Annotated in this window: 15 protein-coding genes; 7 read left to right on the top strand and 8 right to left on the bottom strand. The window is 64.2% G+C overall.

Features of this window, described 5'->3' with window-relative positions; translation table 11 throughout:
- The 4 genes from SE91_RS19275 to fhuB form a co-directional block, all read left to right on the top strand.
- Window positions 1–4,229: non-ribosomal peptide synthetase (locus tag SE91_RS19275; protein WP_156490027.1), on the top strand; the 4,229-nt coding region annotated here is incomplete at its 5' end.
- A 4-nt stretch (window positions 4,230–4,233) separates the two neighbouring features.
- A complete protein-coding gene (locus tag SE91_RS19270; RefSeq protein ID WP_061848700.1) occupies window positions 4,234–5,214 on the top strand; it encodes an alpha/beta hydrolase in 981 nt (326 codons plus the stop codon).
- A 177-nt stretch (window positions 5,215–5,391) separates the two neighbouring features.
- Window positions 5,392–6,228 carry an ABC transporter substrate-binding protein gene (locus tag SE91_RS19265; protein ID WP_061848699.1) on the top strand — a complete coding sequence of 279 codons (837 nt, stop codon included), beginning with the start codon at window positions 5,392–5,394 and terminating at the stop codon, window positions 6,226–6,228.
- Window positions 6,215–8,221 carry a Fe(3+)-hydroxamate ABC transporter permease FhuB gene (gene fhuB / locus SE91_RS19260; RefSeq protein ID WP_082813759.1) on the top strand — a complete coding sequence of 669 codons (2,007 nt, stop codon included), beginning with the start codon at window positions 6,215–6,217 and terminating at the stop codon, window positions 8,219–8,221. The genes SE91_RS19265 and fhuB overlap by 14 nt, the downstream gene beginning before the upstream one ends.
- Window positions 8,222–8,227: 6 nt before the next feature.
- On the opposite strand, the gene SE91_RS19255 is transcribed toward fhuB, so the two are convergent.
- A complete protein-coding gene (locus SE91_RS19255; protein ID WP_082813758.1) occupies window positions 8,228–9,082 on the bottom strand; it encodes an ATP-binding cassette domain-containing protein in 855 nt (284 codons plus the stop codon).
- A complete protein-coding gene (locus tag SE91_RS19250; RefSeq protein ID WP_082813757.1) occupies window positions 9,079–10,359 on the bottom strand; it encodes a siderophore-interacting protein in 1,281 nt (426 codons plus the stop codon). Before SE91_RS19250 ends, SE91_RS19255 begins: the two co-directional genes overlap by 4 nt.
- Window positions 10,360–10,433: 74 nt before the next feature.
- Here SE91_RS19250 and SE91_RS19245 point away from each other — a divergent pair, with 74 nt between their 5' ends.
- The 3 genes from SE91_RS19245 to SE91_RS19235 all read left to right on the top strand — a co-directional run bounded on the left by SE91_RS19245 (window position 10,434) and on the right by SE91_RS19235 (window position 14,691).
- Complete coding sequence (locus SE91_RS19245; RefSeq protein WP_060735674.1) at window positions 10,434–12,131, top strand: cyclic peptide export ABC transporter; 1,698 nt, start codon at window positions 10,434–10,436, stop codon at window positions 12,129–12,131.
- Between the two features lie 178 nt (window positions 12,132–12,309).
- Window positions 12,310–13,371 (top strand): GNAT family N-acetyltransferase, encoded by a 1,062-nt coding sequence (locus SE91_RS19240; protein WP_008554662.1) that lies wholly within the window; start codon window positions 12,310–12,312, stop codon window positions 13,369–13,371.
- Window positions 13,372–13,392: 21 nt separating this feature from the next.
- On the top strand, window positions 13,393–14,691 hold the full coding sequence (locus SE91_RS19235; protein WP_061848697.1) for a lysine N(6)-hydroxylase/L-ornithine N(5)-oxygenase family protein: 1,299 nt from the start codon (window positions 13,393–13,395) through the stop codon (window positions 14,689–14,691).
- 145 nt (window positions 14,692–14,836) lie between these two features.
- On the opposite strand, the gene SE91_RS19230 is transcribed toward SE91_RS19235, so the two are convergent.
- The 6 genes from SE91_RS19230 to SE91_RS19205 form a co-directional block, all read right to left on the bottom strand.
- The gene (locus SE91_RS19230) at window positions 14,837–15,151 is read right to left on the bottom strand and encodes a hypothetical protein (protein ID WP_060735675.1); all 315 of its coding nucleotides are present in this window, start codon (window positions 15,149–15,151) and stop codon (window positions 14,837–14,839) included.
- Window positions 15,152–15,204: 53 nt separating this feature from the next.
- Entirely contained in the window at window positions 15,205–15,831 is a 627-nt protein-coding gene (locus SE91_RS19225) for an FMN-dependent NADH-azoreductase (protein ID WP_061848696.1), read from the bottom strand.
- Between the two features lie 6 nt (window positions 15,832–15,837).
- A complete protein-coding gene (locus SE91_RS19220; RefSeq protein WP_061848695.1) occupies window positions 15,838–17,409 on the bottom strand; it encodes an isochorismatase family protein in 1,572 nt (523 codons plus the stop codon).
- Window positions 17,410–17,433: 24 nt separating this feature from the next.
- Window positions 17,434–18,282 carry an MBL fold metallo-hydrolase gene (locus SE91_RS19215; protein ID WP_061848694.1) on the bottom strand — a complete coding sequence of 283 codons (849 nt, stop codon included), beginning with the start codon at window positions 18,280–18,282 and terminating at the stop codon, window positions 17,434–17,436.
- A gap of 31 nt (window positions 18,283–18,313) precedes the next feature.
- On the bottom strand, window positions 18,314–19,198 hold the full coding sequence (locus tag SE91_RS19210; protein WP_061848693.1) for an amidohydrolase family protein: 885 nt from the start codon (window positions 19,196–19,198) through the stop codon (window positions 18,314–18,316).
- Window positions 19,195–19,781, bottom strand: a 587-nt coding sequence (locus tag SE91_RS19205; RefSeq protein WP_156490026.1) for a VWA domain-containing protein, incomplete at its 5' end; no start/stop codon positions are given. The genes SE91_RS19205 and SE91_RS19210, both read right to left, overlap by 4 nt.

Below are 19,781 nucleotides of genomic sequence, written 5' to 3'. Positions count from 1 at the left end.
AGCTCGGTGGTGACTCCATCATCTCGCTGCAAATGGTGAGCCGTGCGCGGCGCGATGGCGTGCTCATCGAGCTACGCGATGTGTTCCGGCATCAGACCATCGAGGCGCTGATTGCGTCCTCGCGCGATGTCGGCCTTATCAACGGCGTCCCGGCATCGGAGCGCGCCTCGCTAGCGGGGGTGTCGAGCGAACAGCTCGAACGCCTTGGTCTGGACTGGAGTCGCATCGAGGACGTCTATCCGCTATCGCCGATGCAGCAAGGCATGCTGTTTCACAGCCTGCGCGATGCCGGCAGCGGCGTTTATGTCAACCAAGTCAGTGTCGAGATCCGGGGCCTCGATCCGGAACGTCTCGGCAAAGCATGGCACGAGGTCAGCGCGCGTCATCAGATGCTCCGCACCGGCTTTCTGTGGCGCGAGCTCTCCGGCTCTCCGCTGCAAGTGGTCTATCGCGACGCCATGTTGCCGTTCGCGCAGGACGACTGGCGCGGGCAGACGATCGACGACGAACGAATTGCGGCCGCCCTTGCCGATGAGCGCGCCGCCGAGTTCGATCTCCAGACGCCGCCGCTCCAGCGGGTGCGGCTGCTGCGGCTCCAGGACGACCTGTATCGGCTGATCTGGACCTATCATCACATCCTGATGGACGGTTGGAGTTCGGCGAGGTTGGTCGGAGAAGTCCTGGAGTGCTATTACGGCGGCACGCCCGCTGCGAATGCGACGCGCTACCGCGACTACATCGCTTGGCTGCTGACGCAGGATGCCAAGGCCGCCGAGGCCTTCTGGCGCGAGCAGCTCAGGAGATTCGATCAGCCGACGCAGCTCGCCGATGCCTTTGGCGCGCGCCGCCATCAGGCGTCCGGCCACGAACGCTGTTACACGCGTCTCGGAGAGGCTGCGACCGCGGAGCTGAAGGCGTTTGCGCGCCGCGAACGGATCACGTTGAACACCATCATCCAGGGCGTGTGGTCGTTGCTGCTGCAGCGCTATACGGGCCAGAACACCGTGACGTTCGGCGTGACGGTGGCCGGTCGTCCGGCCGATCTCGACGGATCGCAGCAGATGCTCGGGCTCTTCATCAACACGCTGCCCGTGATCGAAACGCTTCCGACCGAAAGCCCGATCGGAGAATGGTTGCGCGCGCTGCAGGACCGCAATTCAGCGATCCGGGACTACGAGCACACGCCGCTCTATGACATCCAGGGCTGGGCCGGCCGCGCCGGTCAGACCATGTTCGACAGCATCATCGTGTTCGAGAATTATCCCATGGAACGCAGCATGCACCGCGGTGCCGCCGCGTTGCAGTTCAGCGGCCTGAAGAATGTCGACGTGACGAACTATCCGATGGACCTGTCGGTGCTGGTCGAAGACACGCTGCAAGTCGAATACACCTATATGCCGAGCCATTTCACCGCAGCGCAGGCGACGCAGATCAAGGCGCAGTTCGAGCATTTGCTGGTGGCGCTGACGCGGGACGCCACGGTTCCGCTTGGCAGCATCGATCCCGTCACGGATCTCGACGTCGCTCTTGCGAATCGTTGCAACCGTCACGCGACGCCAAGCGCCCCGCTGCCGCCGGTGCATCAGACGATCAGCAATCATGCGCAGCGTCGTCCGGAGCGAACGGCACTGACTATCGGCGGCACGGTGCTCTCGTTCGGAGAGCTCGAGAGCAAGGCCAATCGTCTCGCTCACCACCTGATCGCCTGCGGGCTCAAACCCGAGCAACGCGTCGGCGTGGTGGTCGAGCGAACCGCAGTCACGATGATTGCGCTGCTGGCCGTCCTCAAGGCAGGCGGGGCCTACGTTCCGCTCGATCCGGAATTGCCGTCCGAGCGGCACGCGTTCGTCATGCGCGATGCCGCGGTCGCGTTCCTGCTGACGGGACGGCTCGAAATCGAGGGCAGCCCAGATGGTGTCGAATCTATCTCACTGTGCTCGTTCGATTTCGACACTGGGCCTGACCATCCGCCGCAACCTGAACTGCATCCCGAAAATCTTGCGTACCTGATCTACACCTCGGGCTCGACGGGCACACCAAAGGGCGTGGCCGTTGCCCATGGGCCGCTGGCGATGCACTGTCACGTCACCGGAAGCCTCTACGAGATCGACGAAAGCTCCTGCGAGCTGCATTTCCTGTCGCTGGCCTTCGACGGCGCCCATGAGCGCTGGCTCACGGTTCTGTCGCGTGGCGCGCGGCTGTTGATGCGTGATGCCGAATTGTGGACGCCGGAGCAGACGGTCGAGAACCTGCACGCCAATCGCGTCAGCCATATCGGATTGCCGCCGGCCTATCTCCAGCAGGTCGCCGATTGCGTCGAGCAGAACGGCAACCCGCCGCCGGTCAAGCTCTACTCGTTCGGCGGCGAGGCGATGCCGAAGGCCGGCTTCGACAAGGTCAGGCGCGTTCTCAAGCCGCGCATCCTGATCAATGGTTACGGCCCGACGGAGACCGTCGTCACGCCGCTAGTCTGGAAGGTCCATGGCACGTCGGATTGCGACACGCCGTATGCGCCGATCGGCGTGCCAGTCGGCGATCGTCAGGCCTACATCCTCGATGCCGCGCTTGACATCATTCCTGCGGGTGTAGCCGGCGAGCTCTATCTCGGCGGCTTCGGGCTGGCGCGGGGTTATCACGGTAAGGCTGGCATGACCGCGGAGCGGTTCGTGCCTGACCCGTTCTCGTCGGTGCCGGGATCGCGGCTGTACCGCACCGGCGATCTGGCGCGCTGGCGCGAGGATGGCACCGTCGAATATCTCGGCCGCAGCGATGACCAGGTCAAGGTCAACGGCTTCCGCATCGAGCTTGGGGAAATCCAGACCTCGCTGCTCCGTCATGAGGCGATCGCACAGGCGGCCGTGGTGGCAGTGCCGAGCGCAGCCGGAAATCAGCTCATTGCCTATGTCGCTCCGAAGGTGGCAGGCGACGCAGCGGCCGGCGCGGCCGAGGCGCTGGTGGAGCGCTTGACCAGTTTCCTGAAACAGATCCTGCCGGCCTATATGGTGCCGGCGCGGATCATGGTGCTCGAGCGGTTGCCGACATTGTCGAGCGGCAAGGTCGATCGGCGTGCATTGCCGGCGCCCGATGCGTCGATGCGGAGCTTCGTCGCCCCGCAAGGCCCGGCAGAGTCCGCGATGGCGCGCTTGTGGTCCGAGATTTTGGACGTGCCGCAGGTCGGCGCTACCGATAATTTCTTCGAGCTCGGCGGCAATTCCATTCTGTGTCTCAAGGTCGTTGCGCGGGTTCGCCAGGACAAGGTGTTCGGGATCGAGATCAAGCTGCGTGATCTGCTCCAGAAGCCGACGATCCGTGCGCTGCTCGCGGACAGCGGCGCCGTTGCGTCGTCAGCACCATCGTCGCTGCTGCCGCTGAATGTCGCAGTTCGCGGCGTGAACCCGGTATTCTGTGTACATGGCGGTTTCGGCACGGTCTTCGACTATGGTCCGCTGGCGCGCCGCCTCGAAGGGCGGCGCCAGGTGATCGGGTTGCAATCGAGAATGCTGGTCGATCCGACGTGGACCGACAGCTCACTCGAAGCCATGGCCGTGGACTACGCAGCCGAGATCAGGCGAATGCAGCCGCGCGGCCCCTATTACCTGGTCGGCTGGTCCCTGGGAGGGCTGCTGGCCAGTCTCGTCGCGGCCGAGCTCGAACGCGGCGGTGAGCGTGTCGATCGTCTTGCGCTGGTCGACAGCTTCGTGCCGCGGCAGCCGGACGGTCTGAACCGGCAGGAGGCGATCTCCCACTGGGCCGATGATCTCGCCGGATTGCTCTCAGCCGTTCTTCCGAGCACTGCGGCCTCTTGCATCAACGCACCTGTCGAGGCTGCGAAGCGCGCCGGCCTGCCGGAGATGCCGGAGTGCATTCGTGACGTGGTCGCGGCCGTCATGGAGCAAGGCGAGAGCGTGAGAGCAGACGAGGCGCGGCTCGGCCCGGAAGACGTGTCCGCCCCCTTCGCGGTCGGACGGCATCTCAACCGGCTGGCGCAGGAGGCGACGCTGCCGCAGGGCCTCGAAGCTACTCCGCTCTGCTGGTGGACGTCGACGCGCCTGGCGCAGCGCGATCGGCTGCAATTGCAACTGCCGAAGGCGATCGATCGCGGTGTTGCAGGCGACAACCATTTCACGATCCTGAAGCACGCTGGCCTGCTCGATGAGATCTGCGGTTTGCTCGCGCCAGCGACGGCATCCACGATCGTGCAGCCTACCGTTCCGGAACCGGCGGAGTGAGCCTTTGAGTCTTGATCCAGATATCGCAGCGTTGCTCGAGATGGTGCGGGCCGGCACCGAAAGTGGCGCGCGCATTCCGTTTCCGCAACTGACCGCTGTGCAGGCGCGGGCCGATTTCGATGCATCCTCGCCTCTGCTCGATGTCGATCCGCCGGCGCTGGGCTACGAGCGGCGTCTGTCGCTGCCGACGCGGGATGGCGTGACGATCGAGGCGCGGCTCTACGCAAGGGCCGTGCCAAACGATCGCAATCCGGCTCCGGTCCTCCTCTACATGCACGGCGGCGGCTTCGTCGTCGGCAGCCTCGATTCGCATCAGCCATTGTGCCGCGGTCTCGCCGAGGACAGCGGTGCAGCCGTGCTGTCGGTCGGCTATAGGCTCGCACCGGAGCACAAGTTTCCGACGGCCTTCGAGGATGCGGTCGATACGTTGGCCTGGATCGGCCGCGAAGGCCGGGCGATCGGGCTTGATCCGCGCCGCGTTGCGGTCGGTGGCGATAGCGCTGGCGGGACGCTTGCCGCCGCACTCGCGATCGAGGCGAAGACAAACGCGAGCCTTCCGCAGCCGTTGCTCCAGGTTCTCGCCTATCCCGGCCTCAGTTCGCGGCAGACCTCCGCATCCTACGAACGATACGGCACGGGCCATCTCCTGGAGCGCAGCACCGTCGATTGGTTCTTCCGGCAATATCTGCGCGATGATGCAGATCGAGACGATTGGCGCTTTGCGCCGCTTGCAGCGGACGATTTGTCCGGCCTCGCTCCCGCATTCATCGTGCTCGCCGAGTTCGATCCCCTGGTGGATGAGGGGCGCGACTATGCGGCGCGGTTAGGCGCGGCCGGCGTGCCCGTCGATCTGCAGGTTTATCCCGGCATGATCCATGAATTCCTGCGCATGGGAAATGTGGTAGCCGATGCCTTGCAGGCGAGGGCGGCAATCGGGCGGGTGCTGGCCAAAGCCTTTCTTGCCGCTGACGAAAAGGCGGCGTGATATGGAAATGCGGCGCGAACGAGGGTATGTCATGACTTTCGTCTCTCGCGGCCTCTACGCGGGGCTCCTGAACCAGATCCCATGAGCATGCTTGTCCCAGACCACAGGCTGTCTCGTCGTGCGCTTCTCAGCGCGGGCGCGACGATCGCAGGCACGGCCCTTGCGGGCACATGGCCGATGGCATTTGCCCAAACTGGTGGATCCCAATCCGGGCTCCGGATTGCCGCGCTCGGCTGGGCCTGTGCCCAGACGATACTGGCGCTGGGCGTTGTGCCGCTGGTGATTCCGGAGATCGAGCGCTATGGCCGACTCGTCGTCGAGCCGGCTGTCCCGTCCAGCGTGCAGGAGATCGGTCTGCGCTCGGAGCCAAATCTCGAGCTGCTGCAGAGCTTCGCGCCCGACATCATCATCATCGATCCCAGCATCGCGGCCGCCGTTCCCCGCCTCAAGCTGATCGCGCCGGTCGAGATGTTCACGATCTTCAGACCCGGCGGGCATCCTTTGGACACGGCGCGCCGTTCGACGATGGAGCTTGCGAAGCGCCTCGGGGCGCAGTCGGCGTGCGAAGCCTATTTCGCGCGCTTTGATGTCGCCATGGCCGGCTATCATGAGCGGCTCCGCGATCGCGGCGACAAGCCGCTCTACCTCGTCAGCGAGATCGCGCGCAACCGCGCGCTGGTGTTCGGTCCGAACAGCCTCTATCAGGAGGTGCTCGATCAGTTCGGGTTGAAGAATGCCTGGACCGGGCAGAGCGGCCCGTGGGGATATACCAGCGTGGGATTGGAGGTGCTCGCCGCGGTGCCCGACGCGCGGTTGGTGTTGATGACCTCGCGCGTCGCCGACGTCGAGGCCTTGCTGAAGGCAAGTCCGGTCCTCCGCACCTTGCCGTCCCTCCGGTCGCGCCGGCTGACGATCCTGGACAATCAGTTCTTCTATGGCGGCGTGCCGGCGGCGGAGCGTTTCGCCCGCCTTCTCGCCGAACGTCTGCCGCGGGAAAGTCATGAGCAAGGTTGAGTCGCTGCCGGCCCGGTCCGGCTTCGACATGCATCCGGCGGTGCTGATCGGCTTGCTGGTGGCGGCCGCGGCAGCGCTCACCTGGCGCAATCTGTCCGGATATCTGCCCGCCGGCGCATGGTTGCCAGTGTTATGGCAGCCCGAGGTCACCGATCCCCAGCAGATGCTGGTGCACTACACGGTGTTTCCGCGCATCGCGGTGGCGCTGCTGGCCGGCGCCGCCCTCGGCCTTGCCGGCACTGTATCTCAGCAGGTGCTGCGCAATCCGCTTGCCGAACCGAGCACGCTTGGTGTTCTGAACGGCGCCTATCTTGCGCTGGCCGTGACGACCCTGTGGGCGCCGTCGCTGCTGGTCTTCGGCCGCGAGTGGATAGCATTGCTCGGCGGCTTCGCAGCGTTCCTGTGCGTGTTCGGGTTGACCTGGAAACGCGCGCTGTCGCCCGTCGTCCTCGTGCTCGCCGGATTGATCGTCAGTTATTATTGCGCGGTGACCACCCAGGCGCTGGTGCTGCTGAACCACGAATATCTGATCGGTCTGTTCATCTGGGGCGCAGGCTTCCTCAACCAGCAGGACTGGAGCAACGTCACGTTCCTGGCGCCGCGGCTGCTGGTTTCGATCGTCCTGATCGCGGCAATGGTTCGTCCGCTGACCTTGCTCGGCTTCGACGACGAGACCGCGCGCAATCTGGGGCTCGGATTGACGCGAGCACGGGTCTTCGCGCTCGTTATCGCGATCGCGCTCAGTGCGTCGGTCGTCAGCGTGGTCGGCGTCATGGGATTTATCGGCCTGTCCGCGCCGGCCATCGTCATGCTGTCGGGCGCGCGCCGCTTCCGCGACCGGCTGATCTGGGCGCCGCTGTGCGGCGCCGTGCTGCTGTGGCTGACGGATCAACTCGTGATGCTGATTCCGCCTGGTTATCGCGAAATGCCGGCCGGCGCGGTGACGGCCCTGATCGGCGCGCCGATGCTGCTCCTGTTGCTGCCACGATTGCGGGCGGCCATGCCGATGGGAAATCTCACGCCATCCGCGCCGCCGCGTCTCGATCACCCCTGGCGCGTGATCCTGTGCGCTGTCGTCCTGCTGCTGCTCGTCGTCTGGATCGCACTTGCTCTCGGTGTCGGCGCCGACGGCTGGCGCTGGAGCGGTCTGTCTGGCCTGCAGGAGTTCTGGCCCTGGCGCTGGCCGCGCGTGGTGTCGGCGCTCGCCGCAGGCGCGACGCTGGCGGTCGCCGGCACGCTGCTGCAACGGATGACCGGAAATCCGATGGCTGCGCCGGAGGTCATGGGCATCAGTTACGGCGCCGCGATGGGCGTGATCGTTCTGCTCTACCTCTTTCCTGCGCACACCCGGCTGGCGCAGATTGCGGCGGCCGGGATTGGCGCATTCATCGTGCTGGCGCTGGTGCTGCTGTTCAGCCGGCGCTCCGAGTTCAGTCCGGAACGCGTGCTGCTCGCCGGCGTCGCCATGAGCGCGGCGTTCGGCGCGATCATTGCCATGGCGCTTGCGACCGGTGATCCGCGCATCGGCATGCTGCTTTCGCTGCTGACAGGATCGCTCTACCAGATCGGTCCGGCCGAAGCTGCAATCCTCGCGGCCGCCGCGCTCGTTCTGCTGATCATGGTGCCGATGCTCTCCCGTTGGCTCGACATCCTGCCGCTAGGACCTTCGACCTCGCGTTCGATCGGCATCTCGCTGGCGCGGAGCCGCATCATCATCATGCTGCTGACGGCATTGTTGACGGCCACGGCGACGCTGATGGTGGGGCTTCTCAGCCTGGTCGGCTTCATCGCGCCGCATATGGCGCGGATGATGGGCGCGCAGCGCGCGCTGCATCAAGCGGCGCTGGCCGCGTTGATCGGGGCGATCCTGATGGTCATGGCGGATTGGGCCGGACGTATGGTGATCTTTCCGTTCCAGATGCCGGCCGGCATCTTCGCCATGATGCTTGCCGGCCCCTATCTCATCTGGCTGCTGCGGCCGCAGCGTAGCTGACGGCGCTCACCGCGCGAAGCTGATGAGATGGCCATGGTCCGGCGATGGCATCACGCCCATCGGGATGCCGTAGATGTTTTCGAGTTCGGCCGGCGTCATGATCTTATCCGGCGCGCCGCGGGCAATCAGCTTTCCGGAATGCAGCGCGATGATCTCGTCGCAGAAACGGGCGGCCATGTTGACGTCGTGGAGCACGACGACCACGCCGAGGTTGCGCTCGCGGGCAAGCCGCTTGACCAGCGACAGCACCTCGATCTGATGAGCGATGTCCAGTGCCGAGGTCGGCTCGTCGAGCAGCAGGCATTCGGCGTCCTGCGCCACCAGCATGGCGATCCAGACCCGCTGGCGTTCGCCGCCGGAGAGCGTATCGACCAGACGGTCCGCGAACGGCTCGATATGAGTCAATGCCATGGCGCCTTCGACCTTCTCGCGGTCGATGTCGCCGAACCGGCCGAGCGCGCCGTGCCAGGGATAACGGCCGAGCGCGACCAGTTCCTTGACCAGTATGCCGGCGGCGGGCGGCGTCTGCTGCGGCAGGTACGCGACCTTGCGGGCATAGTCCCGATCGCTCCACGCCCGTAGCGCGCGGCCCTCGAAACGGATCGTTCCCGACGAAGATGGCTGCTGGCGCGCCAACAATTTCAGCAGGGTCGATTTGCCCGAGCCGTTATGCCCGATCAGCCCGACGACCCTGCGCGCGGGAAGCGACAGGGTGAGCGGTTCGAGCAGCGCGCGCCCGGCGACCGCGAAGCCGACCTGATCGAGCTCGAACAAGGGGGCGGGAGGATCTCTCGGGGCCTGCGGGATGTCGGCCGACAAGGCGAGCGTCGTTTCGCCCGCCTGCGCGTGTTGGAACGTCATGATTGGCGCAGGCTCCAATAGGCGACGGCCAGATGCTGGTCGCGCGCGAGCTTTCGCTCGTTGCGTAAATGATCGCGCAACGCGTTCAGCGCCTGCGCCTCACATGCGACCCAGGCGAACACATCCCGATGGTCCGGCCATCGTACCGCCCTCACGGCGTCGACCAGCAGCTGTGTCGTCCCGGCTGAACGGCCTGCACGGTGCAGCCAGCGGATCACTACGCCGCTCGGCGCGACCAGCGGAACTTCCTCGTCCTGGTCGGCGACCTCGATGAAGACTTCACCTGTCGTCGTCGCCGGCAGTGTCTCCAGAATTCGCGCGATGGCGGGCAGGGCGGTTTCGTCGCCCGCCAGCAGCAACCACCGCGCCGGACGAATGCCTCGGCCGAGCGGGCCGGCCATGCCGCAGATGGCGCCGGTCTTCGCGTTAACGGCGAAGGCCGATCCCGGTCCGGCGTGATCATGCACGACGAAGTCGATATCGATGTCGCGGCTCTGCAAGTCGATGCGACGGATCGTGTAATAACGGGTGATCGGCCTGCGGTCGGGCTCAGGCCACAGGATACGCCCGTCCGGGGCCGGCCACGGCCATTCCGGCCTGGCGAGGCCTTCGGGCGGGAAGTACAGCCGCACGTGCAGGTCGTCGTCGTTCACGAAACGGGCGATATCGTCGCCCGTGAAGGTTAGCCGGCGCATGTGCGGCGTCAGCGTCATCGCGGACTTCAGCCGCACCTCGCGGAAATTGGCCAAGGTGCCGCCGTTGGATTCATGACCGGACCAAACGATGGTCGGAGCTGTGTCGCCCGCGAACTCGATCACATGCGAGGCGACGACCGAGCGCAGCATTTCCAGATTGCCCTTGTCGTCGGCCTCGACGCGGATCTTGAGCACTTCGGCCTCGACGGCGAGGGAACTGGTGCCGAACGGCAGTTTCGCCACCATGAGGCCGCCTTGGTCCTCGAAGGCGATGTCATGCTCGGCCAGATGATCGATCATCCGCGCGGCGAGGCCGGCGGCGTCGGGAAGCGCGATGCGGGTTTCGGAGATAAGCAAGTCCAAAGTCGTTCTCCACCGGGCCTGTCCGATGCCCGCCTGTAAGCGCTTCGATGTCCGGATGTCGCGGCCTGGCACGGCACTGAACGAAAATCCTTGTTCGCTCGCCGGCTGCGATGCAAAAGCGGTACTACCCGCATCATAATAAAGGCATTGTCGATCCGAAATTAGAATCCATCGAAAGAGCGGAGAAAATAAGCGCTGGAATTGCGATGCCGCCATCATGTATTCGCATCACATCGGCACGGCTTGTCGGGCCGTAAGGTTCGCTCCAGGTCCTCTCCAGCGCGGCGCTCATCATGAACTCACGAAGCGGCCTGACGGCGCAGATCTTTCATCTCCTGCGACCTTACTGGCCGCTCGTTCTCGGCGGTATCGTTCTCGGCATTGTTGGCGGCGCCAGCGTCGCGGCGTTGCTCGCGGTCGTCAATCGCGGGCTCTATGCCACGCAGGCTGACGTCGTCACGCTGCTTCTCGCGTTCGCGGGCCTGTGCCTCCTGATCCTGATCGGTTCCATCGGCGCCGATATCAGCGCCAACTACGTCGGACAGCGGATCATCGCCGAGCTTCGCAAGTCGCTGGCCGCCAGGATCCTGGCCGCGCCGATCGATCAGCTGGAAATCTACCGGACGCATCGCCTGATCCCGGTCCTCACGCAGGACGTGGACACGATCAGCGATTTCGCGTTCTTCTTTTCGTCCTTCTTCGTGTCGCTCGTGATCGCGCTCGGCTGCATGGTTTACCTCGCGGTGCTGTCGTGGCCGCTTTTCCTGATCACGGGAGCCGTCATCATCCTGGGGTCGCTGGCGCATGGCTATGCAAGGACTCGAGGCGTCCGCGGCTTCAACCTTGCGCGGGATTCGGAGGATCAGCTGCACAAGCAGTATCGCGCGATCGCTGAGGGCGCCAAGGAGCTGCGTCTCAATCGCGTCCGCCGACGGCGCCTCTATGTCGAGCAACTCCAAGAGACCGTCGACCGGATCAGCTCGGTGCAGGTCAGGTCAATCAACCTGTTCGTGACGGCGCGGGCGTTCGGCACGATGCTGTTCTTTGTCGTGATCGGCGTAGCGCTGACTTTGCGTCCGTTCCTGTGGCCCGACAGTCCCGCCGCGGTATCCAGCGGCTTCGTGCTGGTGCTGCTCTATATGCGCGGACCCATCGATCAGGTCATCGGTATCCTGCCGGCACTCGGCCGCGCCCAGGTCGCGATGCGCCGCATTACGGAGCTTTCTGAGCAGTTCTCGACCCCTGAGCACGATCTGCTGGCCGGTGCTCCCGCTGCACCTGCTAAGACCACCATCGAATCCATCGAGCTCCGTGGTGTGACCTATGCCTTTCGCGCCGTGCCGGGCAGTGATCCCTTTGTTCTTGGTCCGATCGATCTGCGCGTTCGACAGGGCGACATCGTCTTCATCGTGGGGCAGAATGGAAGCGGAAAGACGACGCTGATCAAGCTGCTGCTCGGTCTCTATGCTCCGCATGACGGCACCGTGCTGCGCGACGGCGTCCCTGTCCTGACGGAGACGCGGGATGATTACCGCCAGCTCTTCACGACCATCTTCTCCGACTACTATCTGTTCGAGGATCTCATGCGTGGAGACGGCGTGGTTCCTGATGCCGCGGAGCGCTACCTCCAGCGGTTGGAAGTCGCACACAAGGTCTCGGTCGAGAACGGCGTGTTCACGACGACGGACCTGTCGACCGGACAGCGCAAGCGATTGGCCCTGATGAATGCCTGGCTCGAGGAAAGGCCCGTCCTGGTGTTCGACGAATGGGCCGCCGATCAGGATCCGGCGTTCCGTCACATCTTCTACACGGAGCTGCTGCCCGATCTGAAGCGGCTCGGAAAGACGATCATCGTGATTTCACACGATGATCGCTATTTCGGGATCGCGGACCATCTGGTGCGGCTGCGCGACGGCAAGATCGTCGCAAGCGAGGCGAGAGCCGACAACGTCGCGAACAATTCCGCGGTTCCAACGGACGCGTCGCTTTAGACATATTATAGCGAACCGTTGGAGCTTTTGTCGGATGCAAACGACAGCATGAAGATCCGCTTTGCGGGAGGCCGTCGGATTTGTAGAGAATCTAATCTGCGTGTGCGCGCATTCCTTGTCAGCCTGTAGGCGAGTGATCTACACCACGCGTCAGCGATGATCGAGATGCGAGGGCCGGATGAACAAGGCTTCGGATTCCGGGACCGGACCTCGTGCATTTCCGGTCGGCCCATATTCCGCTCTGACCGTCTTCCAGGAGGACAACCGGCTTCGCGTCGTTGCCAAGGACGCGACGGCGTTGGAACTGCGTCTGCGGGAGCGCGCCGATCATCTCGAGATCCTGAGTGCGTCGGACGACCGTGAGATTGCCGCACGCGCCGTGTCGGCGTCCGCGGAAGCGCTATTCGCTTGGCGACCGGGTGCTGATCGGCTCGTGCTGGACCTCGCTGGTAGAGCGTCGCTCGCACGAGAGCTGTCGGAGAGCGGCCTTGCCATCATATCCGAGGGACAGCTGGTTCTGCTTCCAGAGTTGGTCATGCAGCGGCGGGACAATTGGCTGGTGAACCCTGGACGACCGCCGTTGCCGCAACTCCACATCATGACGGACGGCAAGCGCCATCCGCGCCGCGCAGCAAAGCCGGCGGGAAAAGTGTATGGCCGGTTCATCCCCTGGCTGTCGGAGGTCATCTCGTTTCGCGTGGCCGACCTCGAGAATGATCTCCATTTGCTGCATCGCTGGATGAATGACCCCCGGGTCGATGCGTTCTGGAACGAGGCGGGTGATCTCGAGAAGCATCGACGATACCTAACCGGTATCCTGGCCGATCCGCATATGCTGCCGCTGATCGGCTCTTTCGGTGATGTACCGTTCGGCTATTTCGAGCTCTATTGGGCCAAGGAAAATCGCATCGCGCCGTTCTACGATGTCGATGACTATGACCGGGGATGGCACGTGGTCGTGGGCGAGGACGCTTTTCGCGGCAGTCGATACATCAGCGCGTGGCTACCTTCGCTGATGCACTACATGTTCCTCGACGATTGCCGGACGCAGAGGATCGTCGGTGAGCCGGCGGCGGCGCATTCGCAGCAGCTTCGCAATCTCGAACGCTCGGGTTTCGCGAAGATCAAGAATTTCGACTTTCCCCACAAGCGCGCGACCCTGGTGATGCTGTTGCGCGAGCGCTTCTTCGGCGATCGGCTCTGGCTTCCGGCAACGGCCAGCCCAGCGAGCTCATCTTAAGCGCAAGCGGAGCGCGGCTTCATGTCTCATCAACTCGCGATCGAGCACGACGTCATCGGCGTCGGATTCGGACCTTCCAACCTCGCGCTCGCTATCGCATTGGACGAATGCGCCAAGCGATCTCGGCAAAAATGCACGCCGTTGTTCGTGGAGAAGCAGCCGCACTTCACCTGGCATGGCGGCATGCTGCTTCCAGGCAGCGACATGCAGATATCGTTTCTCAAGGATCTGGTCTCGCTGCGCGATCCGACCAGTCCTTTCACCTTCGTGAACTACCTGCACAAGCGCAGCCGCCTGCTGGATTTCATCAACTGCCGGACGTTCTATCCGAGCAGGGTCGAGTTCAACGATTACCTGCAATGGGTGGCGGGCCATTTCAAGTCGCAGGCTGCCTATGGCGAGACCATCGTCGCCGTCGAGCCGGTGACGGCCGGGCAGACGGTGACGTCGTTGCGGGTGCATTCGCGCTCGCTCGCCGGTGGAGAGACCATGCGCCTTGCGCGAAATCTCGTGGTCGCCGTGGGAGGCCAGCCCTATGTCCCGCAGGTGTTTGACAAGGCTGCTGACGATCGCAGGCTCCTGCATTCCAGCCGCTATCTCGAGCTGATCGAGCGGGTCGTCCCGCGCGGTCGGTCAGCGCGCGTGGCCGTCGTCGGCGGCGGGCAGAGCGCAACGGAGGTGACGGTCGACCTCCATGGCCGATGTCCCGAGGCGCAGATCGACCTGATCTTCCGCGGCCATGCGCTCAAGCCGTCCGACAGCAGCCCCTTCGTCAACGAGATCTTCAACCCCGGCTATACCGACTTCGTCTACGCGCAGCCTGCCGAGCGGCGGGATGCGATCGTCCGCAACTTCCGCAACACGAACTATGCCGTGGTCGATGCCGATCTGCTGGACCAACTGTACCGGCTGCTCTACCAGCAGCGCGTCGGCGGCGACGAAAGGATCGTGTTGCGGCCCCGCAGCGAGATTACCAATGTGAACGCGGGACCTGATGGCATCGAGATCGGCGTGGTCGACAAGTTCCGTGGCGAAAATCGTCGTTCGACCTATGACGTCGTCATTCTGGCGACGGGATACGACAGGGAAACGCCGCACGGATTCCTCGAACCGATCCGCCGCTACATTCGCGATGCGGCGCTGGATCGAAATTACCAGCTCGTGACCAATCCGGCGTTTCGGCCGCAGATCCACCTCCAGGGCTACTCGGAATCCTCCCACGGCCTGAGCGATACGCTGCTCTCGGTGATTGCCGTGCGTTCCCAGGAGATTGCGGAGTCGCTGCTCTCGACAATTTCGCGCCGGGAACTCATCGCCTAAGGCGCGATAAGATTCGCGATGTCCGATCGGCGGAATTTTGCGTTCCGATATAGTTCGGGCGTCACCGATCTAGAACTTATCTAATCGGGATCAACCGGGGCGTGTACAGCTGGGACAACGCCTGACGGCTCTGCTAGAGCAGTTCTTAGAACGATCTTTGGAATGTTTGCAGGTTCGGGTGGAACTGACCGTGAGGAAGGCCTTCGAGCAAAGCCACAGCCATTTGCCGGAGCGGATTGCAATCATATTGGTTCACAGCCCGCTTGCGGCGCTGATAGGCAAAGAACCGTTGACGCGCATGAACTATCTGCTCGAGATCGCGTCCCTTCATACCAGAGCCGAACTGCTTGCGCAGCCGGGGCTGGGGCGCACGGGCGTACGCCGGATCGAGACGTGGATGGCCTTTCACGGACATCGCATGCGCGACGCTAACGAAAGTCTCGATAGTGTCATCTGCCATTGCATTCCGGCGCACATCGGTCCGGAAGGGGCATCGTCGCTCTCTGTCCTTCATCAGAAACTCGCAGCCATTGCAACGAGGCGTTTAGAGGTCCGAGCTCGCGCGGCTTCAATCGGTTGCCGTGGTCCAGTGGTTGGCCCGATCGCGACGAAACGAACGTCGTTGATGCCAATGAAGCGAAGGATCTCCCGCAGATAGGGCGTTGCCATATCAATACGGCCACGGTTCATGCCGGTGGAAAAATCGCTGCCGCTGGCGATGATCACCAGCGTCGGCCGATCCTTCAGCAAAGGTATATATCCTTGCGACGGATCGAACCGAAAGGTGAGACCGGGCTGGACGATGACGTCGAAGAACTGTTTGAGCTTGTAGGGAATGCCGAAGTTCCACATCGGCGTCGAGATCAACACGCGGTCAGCGAGCGACAGGCGTAGCGCCATGCGCTCGGCCTCGGCAAAACCGGCGCGTTGAGCATCATCGAAGCCCTGACCGTTCATGCGGGCATATTTGGCGTCCAGGATCGGACCGGCGAATTCGGGCATCCGCTCGCGCCAGAGATCCATGAGGTCGATGTCCCAATCGGGATGGACCTGACGGAAGCCGTCAGTGAAGATCCGCGCGCCGGCACTCGACTCCGAGTCGGGGCGGGGCGAGCAGGAGAGATGCAGGAGCTTCGGCACCGCGCATCATCCCAGCGCCCTGATGACCGTATCCGCCCTGGTCACGACGGCGACGTTCTGCATGGCAAAGTTGATCGAGGCATTGTGCCAATCGGTATTCATGGTCGAGCAGCAATCCTCGGGCACGATCATGAAATAGCCCTTGTCGGCGCCGGTCCGCGCGGTGTGCTCGACCGACATGTTGGTCCAGGCACCGGTGTTGATGATCATGTCGCGCCCTGTCGCTTTCAGGATCGTCTCCAGCCGCGTGCCTTCCCACGCACTCATGCGCATCTTCTCGACCACGAAATCGCCGGGCCGCGGCTCCAGGCCGGACACGGGCGCCGCACCCCAGCTTCCACGCACCATTGCCTTGCTGTCGACGAGGCCCTCGAACAGCGGCGCGTTCAGCGTGACGCCGGGTGCACCGGGCTCGACGATGAACCAGACATGGATGATGACGACGCCGCGGGCGCGCGCGGTTTCGGCAAGGCGCCGGACGTTCTCGATCACATGCTGCTGGCGCGCATGAGCCGGTGCCCCGGACTCGGCAAAGGCGCCGCCGTCCATGACGACGTCGTTCTGGAGGTCCTGGATGATCATCGCGCAGCGTTGCGGGTCGAGCCGCATCTCGCCCTCGGCGAGGATCGGCGCCGCTGGCGCGGAGCCCGGCGTTGCCCCGCCGCTGCGCCGGCCGCTCATATAGGGCTCGTGCCGCGGGCCGACCTTGGTCGGGATCGCGTACACCGAATGGGTCGAGGTCAGATACAGCGTGCGGAAGTCCGGACCGCCCCAGGCGAGGTTGGCGACGAGTTCGGGCACCCGGACCTTGCCGAGCAGCTCGCCGCGCGGCGAATAGACCCAGACGCCGCCGGGCGCGGTGACCCAGACATTGCCGTGCTGATCGCACTTCATGCCGTCAGGCAGGCCGGGCTCGAGTTCGGAGCGGATGCCGCTCGCAAACACGCGCGCGTTCGACAGCGAACCGTTACCATCGACGTCGAAGACGCGGATCAGCGCCTGGACGGTGTCGTTGACATAGAGCAGCTTCTCGTCCGGCGAGAAGCACAGCCCGTTCGGCTGGTCGAACAGGTTGCGGTCGACGACGAGCTTCGGCTCGCCGCCGGGCACGACACGATAGACGCCCTGGAAGCCGAGCTGGCGCGGTCGCTCGACGCCATAGACCGGCATGCGGCCATACCAGGGGTCGGAGAAATAAATCGCGCCGGACGAATGAACGCAGACGTCGTTCGGGCTGTTGAGCTCCTGTCCCCCGAAGTGCGAAGCCAGCACCTCGCGCCGTCCGTCCGGGCGTTCGCGGACCAGCGACGACGTCGCGTGTTCGCAGACGATCAGGTTGAGCTCGGCATCGTAGGTCATGCCGTTGCATTTGTTGGAAGGGCGCTTGACCTCGACGACGCCGCGCCGCGCATCCCAGCGCCGCCGCACGTCGGCCGGCATGTCCGAGAACAGCAGGTAGTGATCGACCGGATGCCAGATCGGCCCCTCCGTGAAGTCGAAGCCGGTCCCGACCTGCGCGACCGGCGCATAGGGGTCGATCAGGGTTTCGAATTCGGAGCGCAAAGTGACGTGCGTCATCGGTCGATGTCCTCGGAGCTCGCGTCAGGCCGGAAACCAGTTGCGTGCGGGCAGGGACTGCACGATCGGTCCGGGGACCTGGTCATGCAGCCGGCCCACGACATTGCCGCCTTCGATCTTGGCCGGGCGATCGTGCACGGGAAGGAGATAGCGCGAGCTGCTCAGCAGCTTCTTGATCGCGGCCTTCTCCGCACGCTTGCTGGTGCCGTGGTTGCCGGTGGTGCGTGGCTCCCAATCGTGGATTTCGTTGAAGGGCGTCACGATCTGGTCGTTGAAGTCGTAGATCACGTCGCCGCAAATGGTGGCAATGCCGTCGGCGGTCTCGACGATGATGTTCATGGACCCCTCGGTGTGGGCATTGGCCGCGTCGCAATAGACGCCGGGCATCAGCTCGATCGGGCCGGTGATCTCCAGGTCGAGAAAACGCAGCGCGCTCTTGGTGTGCAGGCGGTCGATCAGGTGCTTGATGTCGGGCGCGGGGTATTGCGGATGCATCAACCCGGAGACGGAGTATTCCAACTCCTTGCGGTTGAGCACGACGGTCGTGTTCATCGGGAACAGATCGTCCTTGCCGGCGTGGTCGATGTGCAGATGGGTATGGCAGACGAAGCGGACGTCGCCCATACGCACGCCGTGGCGCGCAAGCTGGTTCTCGATCATGTGCTCGTGATACTGCAGCCCCCGCATGCCCAGCGTCTCCATGATCTGGTTCGAGCGATAGCCGGTGTCGACCACGACCGGATATTTGCCGCCGAGGATCAGGAAGCCCAGGGTGAGGACGCGGCGGGTGCGGCCGCAATCGCGGCCGAGCACCAGGAAGCTCGATTCCAGCTCGATATCGCCATAGTCCAGGATCTTGATCTCCAGCGCCATTCGTTGCCCTCCCTCATCTCATTCTTGTCTGTCAAAGCCGATAGACGCGCGCCGCGGTGGTCCTGAAGATCGCGTCCTGCTGCGCCGGGCTGAACGGTGCAGCCGCAGCGCGAAACGCATCGACGAGCTCGCGATAAGTGGTCCACAATTTCTCGATCGGGAAATTGGAGCCGAACAGGCAGCGCTCGGCACCGAAGATCGCAACTGTGTCGGCGAGTACGGCCGCGATGTGTGCAGGATCGTTGCGATGGATGAAGGTGCCGAGCCCGGAAAGCTTCGACACAACGTTCGGGCAGGCCGCAAGCCGCGCCATGCCGGCGCGCCAGGCGGCGCGGCCTGCGGGTGAGATATCCTCCAGCATGCCGGCATGCTGGAGAATGAAGGTGACCTTCGGACAGGCGTCGGCCAGTTCCGCGGCTTCGGGCATCTGCGGGGTGAACACCTGCAAATCGAAGCTCCAGCCATAGTCGGCGAGATGCGCGACGTTGCGGCGGATCATCGGATCGGCGCAGAGATCGGGACGGGCCGCGAAACGATAAAGCGGATTTTCGTGCCAATGCAGCTGCATGCGTACGCCGCGCACGAGTGGAAAGCGCTTGAGGCGATCGAGCTGCGGACGGACGTCCTCGACGGCGAAATTGGCATAGGCGACGACGGCGTGCGGCCAGCCGTGCTCATCGGCCGTCTGCTGCACCCAGGCGGCCTCATCCTCGAAACGGTCATTGGCCCAGTTGGTCTGCACATAGACCGAGCGGGTGACGCCGGTGCCCTTGAGATCGTCGAGATATTCCCCGATCGGATAGTCGCGCCGGATCGGCTCGTAGGGACCGAAGATCCGGGGCTGCATGGGGCCGATCAGCCAGGGCAGGTCGGCCTGCCGCCAGATGTGATGATGGCCGTCGACAATATCGATCACCCCGCTCTCCTTCGTCCCAATGCCAGAATGTGCGCGACGATCGACGCGCTGGAGCCGCCATCCACGAGGTCATCGACGAAGCGCTCGATGGCGACGAGCGCCTCCGTCTGTGGACGGAAGGCCGGGCTGGTGGCGAGCGGCGTCAGCCAGCTGAGACGCCAGGCCCGCCGCGACAGTTTCGCGACGGCATCGCGAAGCGCGTCCGGTTCGCCGCGCTCGAGCCCGTCGGAGACGACGATCACAGCGGCGCCGCGCGCATAACCGCCGAAGCGGGGAACGGCGAGGAAGGCTTGCAGTGCATCGCCGATGCGGGTGCCGCCGTCCCAATCGCTGACGAGGTGGGCGGCCGCGTTCAACGCCTGCTCGCGACGCTTCAACCGTAATGGGCGGGTGACGCGCGTCAGCCGCGTACCGAAGGTGAAGACCTCGACACTGGGCGCCGCCTGCACCAGCGCATGCGCGAGCTTCATGTTCTCCTCGGTGCGGCTCTTCATCGAGCCGGAGACGTCGATCAGCAGCAATATCTTGCGTGGCCGCTGCCGCCGCTTGAGGTGGCCGAGTCGCAGGATCTCGCCGTCGCTGC

The organism is Bradyrhizobium sp. DOA1, from assembly GCF_001593325.1.
Classification (GTDB): domain Bacteria; phylum Pseudomonadota; class Alphaproteobacteria; order Rhizobiales; family Xanthobacteraceae; genus Bradyrhizobium.
The sequence above is the reverse complement of the archived record's forward strand: the minus strand, read 5'-3'. Positions and strand labels throughout refer to the sequence as shown.

What these genes read in the sequence shown, in the direction of transcription:
- SE91_RS19265 (WP_061848699.1), top strand. Translation starts at nt 5,392, where the DNA reads ATGGCATTTGCCCAAACTGGTGGATCCCAATCCGGGCTCCGGATTGCC.
- fhuB (WP_082813759.1), top strand. Translation starts at nt 6,215, where the DNA reads ATGAGCAAGGTTGAGTCGCTGCCGGCCCGGTCCGGCTTCGACATGCAT.
- SE91_RS19255 (WP_082813758.1), bottom strand. Translation starts at nt 9,082, where the DNA reads ATGACGTTCCAACACGCGCAGGCGGGCGAAACGACGCTCGCCTTGTCG.
- SE91_RS19250 (WP_082813757.1), bottom strand. Translation starts at nt 10,359, where the DNA reads ATGATGGCGGCATCGCAATTCCAGCGCTTATTTTCTCCGCTCTTTCGA.
- SE91_RS19245 (WP_060735674.1), top strand. Translation starts at nt 10,434, where the DNA reads ATGAACTCACGAAGCGGCCTGACGGCGCAGATCTTTCATCTCCTGCGA.
- SE91_RS19240 (WP_008554662.1), top strand. Translation starts at nt 12,310, where the DNA reads ATGAACAAGGCTTCGGATTCCGGGACCGGACCTCGTGCATTTCCGGTC.
- SE91_RS19235 (WP_061848697.1), top strand. Translation starts at nt 13,393, where the DNA reads ATGTCTCATCAACTCGCGATCGAGCACGACGTCATCGGCGTCGGATTC.
- SE91_RS19230 (WP_060735675.1), bottom strand. Translation starts at nt 15,151, where the DNA reads ATGGCAGATGACACTATCGAGACTTTCGTTAGCGTCGCGCATGCGATG.
- SE91_RS19220 (WP_061848695.1), bottom strand. Translation starts at nt 17,409, where the DNA reads ATGACGCACGTCACTTTGCGCTCCGAATTCGAAACCCTGATCGACCCC.
- SE91_RS19215 (WP_061848694.1), bottom strand. Translation starts at nt 18,282, where the DNA reads ATGGCGCTGGAGATCAAGATCCTGGACTATGGCGATATCGAGCTGGAA.